The sequence below is a fragment of the Microcystis sp. M179S2 genome, assembly GCF_020245805.1.
GTDB classification, from domain to species: Bacteria; Cyanobacteriota; Cyanobacteriia; order Cyanobacteriales; family Microcystaceae; genus Microcystis; species Microcystis aeruginosa.
Window position 1 is genome coordinate 1 of record NZ_JADBUE010000375.1, and the last position, 5,166, is coordinate 5,166.

The window sequence follows — 5,166 nt, forward strand, 5'->3', positions numbered from 1 at the left end:
GGTCATCTTCTTCTAAGGATGATTAGTTTTCCCGGTGGTCTCGTGCGCCTGCCGTTAATTGCGCCGTTGGTGTTCGCCAGTCGTTGTCAGTCCCAAACAATCGATCGCTCCGATAGCGATCTATTTTTTCTTTGGGGTATCAGCTTACTAAATTAGCCGTAAAATTAAAAGCTAATAGAGTACCTAAAACAATAGACCTCTTGCAGAAATCAAAAATCGTTGTTAGGGTTAGGAGTCAGTAGCCAGTAGTCAGTAGTCAGGAGAATTAAGAATGAATCATAATCAATTAAATGGTCTATTGACAGATTTTATGGCATTTAATCCTTATTTTTGCCGTTTTTGAACCATGAAAAATTAATTATGCAAGAGGTTTAATTAATTATCCATCTAAACCGTCAGCCCTCAGTCGAACGCTTTTTCACCGGATTAGTAAACAGTGAACTAAAAACTCAAATCTGATCCCTGATAAGCTGTCTCCTGTCGACCGTCTCCTGTCGACCGTCTCCTCACCTCAGGGAAGATTTTTGCTGTTTGCAGGAGAGCTACTGATTCACTGAGGACTTGCGACGACGACAGCGTTCTGAACAGTATTTGACCTCATGCCAACAGTTTTGCCACTTTTTGCGCCAAGTAAAGGATAAACCGCAAACGGGACAAATTTTACTGGGAAGATCGGACTTCGAGACCTGACGTGCCATGATTAAACTTAAAAAGTCAAAAACTGCGCCTTATCTATGAGTGTAGATGAAAATAATCAGAGTTCCCCACTCGATCGCCTGAGAATTATTTTAGTTGAACCAGCCGGAGCCTTAAATGTGGGTTCCACTGCCAGAATTATGCGGAATATGGGCTTAAGTCGCTTAATTATCGTCAATCCTGCCTGTGATATCCTTGCAGAAGAAGCGCGACGCATGGCAGTACACGGAATTGAAGTCCTAGAAAACTGTTCACAGGTAGCCACCCTGGGGGAAGCTTTGCAGGGATGTCATCGCATCATTGCCACCACCTCGAAACCCCGTCACCTGAATACTCCCCTCGAAACACCCCGGGCTGCCCTACCCTGGTTACTCACCCCTAACCTGGAATCGGCCCTAATTTTCGGGCCAGAAGACCGGGGTTTAAGTAACAGCGAACTGAACCACGCCCAGCGTTTTGTCGGTATTCCCGCTAATCCTCAATATTCCTCCCTCAATCTCGCCCAAGCGGTGGCGGTTTGCTCCTACGAACTGTACCAAATGGCCAGGGAAAATAGGCTCGAACCCCCGTTAGAAACGCTCCCTAATGCCACTTTTGAGGCTCTAGAAGGCTATTATCAGCACTTAGAGAGCTTTTTGCTCAAAATTGGCTATCTTTACCCCCACACCGCCGCCGCTAGGATGGAGAAATTCCGGCAATTTTATCATCGGGCCCGGCCCACGGTGGAGGAATTAGCTCTGCTGCGGGGCATTATCGGTCATATTGAAAGTATCGGGCAACTTTTTCTCGGTCTTGATAGTCTCAAGGGCAAGAAAAAAAATTCTCCTAGCGATCGATAATAAATCTGGATACCCTTGAGGAAAACCGTGACTCGTCAAGTAACTCGTCGTCCCACTAAAGTCCAATCCGGCCCTGGGTCCCCTAGGGCCATGGACTCAAACAACAAAAAAAAGTCTTTACCGGTTAAAAGGGCAAAAAAACAGCGTAAAACTAACCTAATCGCCTCTTTTCTCCTTCAGGTTCTTCGCTTCTCTATCCTTGGTGTCGGTTTAGGTGCGATCGCTGGTACGGTTTTAACCGTGGTGGATCCGAGCAAATTACCTCTACACCCAAAACCCACCGCTACTAATTCCCCGACTCCCAAACCCGTCACCCCAAAACCGACCACGTTAGTTTTCAACGAAAATCTCAGCAGCCTCAACCAGAAATTACAGGCTTTAGCGGTCAAATATCCGAAATTACAGGCGGGAGCTTTATTTATTGACCTCGATAACGGTGCTTACGCTAATTTTCGCGGAGATACTATTTTTGCCGCCGCTAGTACGATTAAAATCCCGATTCTGGTGGCCTTTTTTGAGGATGTGGATGCGGGAAAAATTCGTCTCGATGAACCCCTTGTGGCCACTAAGGATGTCATGGCCAGTGGGTCCGGGGATATGCAGTATCTAGGAGTGAATAAAACCTATACTGCCCTAGAAACCGCCACTAAAATGAACGTAATTAGCGATAATACCGCTACTAATATGTTAATTAAGCGCATGGGCGGCAAAGAGGCTCTTAATCAGCGTTTTCAAGCTTGGGGTTTGACCAGTACGGTAATTAATAACGCTTTACCTGATTTGGAAGGAACCAATACCACAAGTCCGAGAGATTTGGTGACAATCTTAGGAAAAGTTAATCAAGGGGAATTACTCAGTTTACGTTCCCGCGATCGTCTATTAAATATTATGCAGGAAACGCGCACTCGCACCCTGCTGCCGCAAGGTATCGAGAAATCCGCCGATATTGCCCATAAAACCGGTGATATTGGCTCGATGTTAGCGGATGCGGGGATTATTGATATGCCCAACGGCAAACGCTATCTAGGAGCAGTGATGGTGAAACGTCCCCACAATGATAGTAACGCTAGGACTCTGATTCAACAAATATCACGCACGGCCTACCAACACTTTAAATGGTATCAATCTAAACCCGCAGCCAAACCGCAACCGGTCGCCCAGTCTTCTCCCTCTCCTAGTCCGGTCGTTATTCCTAGTCCGGGTAATTAGCCCCTAGGTTAAATTATTGGCTAAAAGACGGGCCAATTGTTCGGCATTTGCCCGGGGGGAAAGACGAGGGAGGATTTTTTCCCCCGTGGCTAGTTTTTGACAGAGGACGGGGATTTCGTACTGATAAGCGTTAAACCAATCCTCTCGACTGGTAATGTCCCTAATTTCTAACTGCCAGTCCGGTTGACGGATTTTTTCTAGTTTCTCTAGCAACCCTTCGCAAAGATGACAGTCCGGTTTACTGTATAAAATTAGTTCTATGGTAGTCATAAATATTTATGTTCATTACCTCCACGATTAGTCTCTCATCAACAATTCTACAAACTCCCACACCCACAACGACTTTAAATAATAATTTAGTTAATTCAGGTACTCAAGATCTAGTCTATATCGGTGTGTTTCTTCTGGCAATTACCCTAGTCATGGTTATTGGTATTATCAATAAGAAAATCGAATACGCTCTCATTTTTGCCGCAACTCTCACCGTTATTTTAATTGCTTTCTTCTGGTTTTTATAAGTCCTTCAACCAAGGGGATTGAGGGCAAACCCTCCTTAATAAAGATTAACGGCTCTCGTTGATTCACCTTCACCGAATTGTTAAGTAATACTAAATCTGGTTATTAAAGACTGATTATTTATAGCGTTTCCTAAGCTAGTGAGGTACACCTATTTTCTTCCCTTTTGCCTTTTGCCTGTTGCCTTTTGCCTAAAACCCATAACTTTTGTACCTCAGCAGACTGAAAAACGCTATATTCCCCTTTTTGCATGAGTGCATCAGTAGAAAACGGGTTTCTCGGAGAAACCCGTTTTCTGTGCGTTACTCAACGGATTTAGCATAATTCGAGTTCAGACTTGACAAAAATCTCCCTAAGACCGAGCGGAAGATTAAGGAGTGCATCTCATATTTGCAGAAATACCGACAATTAGCAATTATCAGTGACTCTTAAATTGGTACAAAAATATGAACAATCGCGTGTAAGCATCCCACCGAAAAACTAATGCGCTCCGGGGTTTGGGGGCGGCACCACGCCCCCATAGGGGTTTGGGGGGTAGAACCCCCCAAAAGCTTGGATTGAGTGATAAAACCGAAAGTAACGCCCAATTTTAGGAGAAAGTTTCCCCTTAAAAATCCCAAATTAGTAGATTTACAAAAATGAGATGCACCCCAAGCAAAACGATCAAACTTATAATATAATTGTATTGATTGTCGCTTGTTGCTAGAATCACCCAAAATTGACTCAATGGGTTTATAAACGATGACAACCCTAGATATTGCTACCGATATTGTCTGTCCTCCCACCGATTTATGGAGTGATGAACCACCCTTGGAAAGTGATCTGCATTTACAACAAATTATTTTATTATTATCTTGTCTTGATTGGCTCTGGCAAGATAGAAACGATTACTATGCCTCGGGCAATTTGACTATTTATTATAACGAAAGACAACTGAAACAGCGAGATTTTTGTGGACCAGATTTCTTCGTGGTTTTAGATACAGAGAAACGTCCCAGGAAAAGTTGGGTCGTCTGGGGAGAAGGGGGTAAATATCCCAATCTAATCATCGAAATTCTCTCCGATTCCACCGCTAATGTGGACAAAAAAGCCAAAAAGGAACTATATCAGCATACTTTCCGGACTCCTGAGTATTTTGGGTTTGATCCTAATACTTTAGAATGGCAAGGATTCACTTTAATTGAGGGACAATACCAACCGATTACCCCCAATGAAAACGGTTATTTATTGAGTAAGCAACTAGGATTATATTTAGGGATTTTTGCCAATAAATTGCGCTATTTCACCGAATCGGGTGAATTGGTTCCCACCCCTCAAGAGTCGGCCCAACAGGAAAGATTAGCCAAAGAAAGGGAAAGATTAGCCAAAGAACAGGAAAGATTAGCCAAAGAAAGAGAACAGCAACGGGCGGAAAAATTAGCCCAAAAGCTGCGAGAATTGGGCATTAATCCCGATGAAATTGCTTAAATATCCGGTTGGGTGTGTTAGGGTAGAAACCAGGGCGCAATTTTTCCTTAATTGCTAGGCATAAAATAAGACGAGGAATCCGAAACTCTGATTCTCGCCTAGTTGGTTAGCCCTATTCTTACCTAGAAATCATGGCAAAATCTGCTTAACCCGCACTGATGTTATAATAATGACCGAGAACAACAATCTTCAAATATAATTAGGGCTGGCTGAATAATGGTAAAACCCCTTTAAAATAAGGCTTTTGACCTGTTAAAATCCGATGTTCATGCTGCGAAAATCGGATTGGGACCCTCAAAAACCTGGCATTATCCCTCTTGTCGTACATAAATTGGTACAAAAAGAGAGGGCAACAAAGCCTGAAACGACCGGCTACTGACGACCGACGACCGACGACCGACTCCTAACCCCACCAACAAACTTTTTGCCGCAAACCCTA

The 5,166-nt window shown here is 43.7% G+C and carries 6 protein-coding genes; 4 read left to right on the forward strand and 2 right to left on the reverse strand.

Going from position 1 to position 5,166, the window contains the following annotated elements; translation table 11 throughout:
- Nucleotides 1-542: 542 nt before the first annotated feature.
- Nucleotides 543-698, reverse strand: a complete 156-nt coding sequence (locus tag IM500_RS23330; protein ID WP_190718840.1) for a DUF2256 domain-containing protein — start codon at nt 696-698, stop codon at nt 543-545.
- Nucleotides 699-734: 36 nt separating this feature from the next.
- Here IM500_RS23330 and IM500_RS23335 point away from each other — a divergent pair, with 36 nt between their 5' ends.
- Nucleotides 735-1,535 (forward strand): RNA methyltransferase, encoded by an 801-nt coding sequence (locus IM500_RS23335; RefSeq protein ID WP_190718845.1) that lies wholly within the window; start codon nt 735-737, stop codon nt 1,533-1,535.
- Nucleotides 1,536-1,562: 27 nt separating this feature from the next.
- Nucleotides 1,563-2,744: a serine hydrolase gene (locus tag IM500_RS23340; RefSeq protein WP_190718848.1), complete on the forward strand. Its 1,182-nt coding sequence runs from the start codon at nt 1,563-1,565 to the stop codon at nt 2,742-2,744.
- A 3-nt stretch (nt 2,745-2,747) separates the two neighbouring features.
- Here IM500_RS23340 and IM500_RS23345 read toward each other — a convergent pair whose 3' ends face one another.
- Entirely contained in the window at nt 2,748-3,014 is a 267-nt protein-coding gene (locus IM500_RS23345) for a glutaredoxin family protein (RefSeq protein ID WP_008204472.1), read from the reverse strand.
- Between the two features lie 8 nt (nt 3,015-3,022).
- Between IM500_RS23345 and IM500_RS23350 the strand changes: the two genes are divergently transcribed.
- Both IM500_RS23350 and IM500_RS23355 read left to right on the forward strand, forming a co-directional pair.
- Nucleotides 3,023-3,262 carry a hypothetical protein gene (locus IM500_RS23350; protein WP_190718851.1) on the forward strand — a complete coding sequence of 80 codons (240 nt, stop codon included), beginning with the start codon at nt 3,023-3,025 and terminating at the stop codon, nt 3,260-3,262.
- A 739-nt stretch (nt 3,263-4,001) separates the two neighbouring features.
- Entirely contained in the window at nt 4,002-4,727 is a 726-nt protein-coding gene (locus tag IM500_RS23355) for a Uma2 family endonuclease (RefSeq protein ID WP_190718853.1), read from the forward strand.
- The last annotated feature ends 439 nt before the right edge of the window (nt 4,728-5,166 follow it).

Excerpts from the sequence above, each read along its gene's own strand:
- IM500_RS23330 (WP_190718840.1), bottom strand. The coding sequence starts at position 698 with ATGGCACGTCAGGTCTCGAAGTCCGATCTTCCCAGTAAAATTTGTCCC.
- IM500_RS23335 (WP_190718845.1), top strand. The coding sequence starts at position 735 with ATGAGTGTAGATGAAAATAATCAGAGTTCCCCACTCGATCGCCTGAGA.
- IM500_RS23345 (WP_008204472.1), bottom strand. The coding sequence starts at position 3,014 with ATGACTACCATAGAACTAATTTTATACAGTAAACCGGACTGTCATCTT.
- IM500_RS23350 (WP_190718851.1), top strand. The coding sequence starts at position 3,023 with ATGTTCATTACCTCCACGATTAGTCTCTCATCAACAATTCTACAAACT.
- IM500_RS23355 (WP_190718853.1), top strand. The coding sequence starts at position 4,002 with ATGACAACCCTAGATATTGCTACCGATATTGTCTGTCCTCCCACCGAT.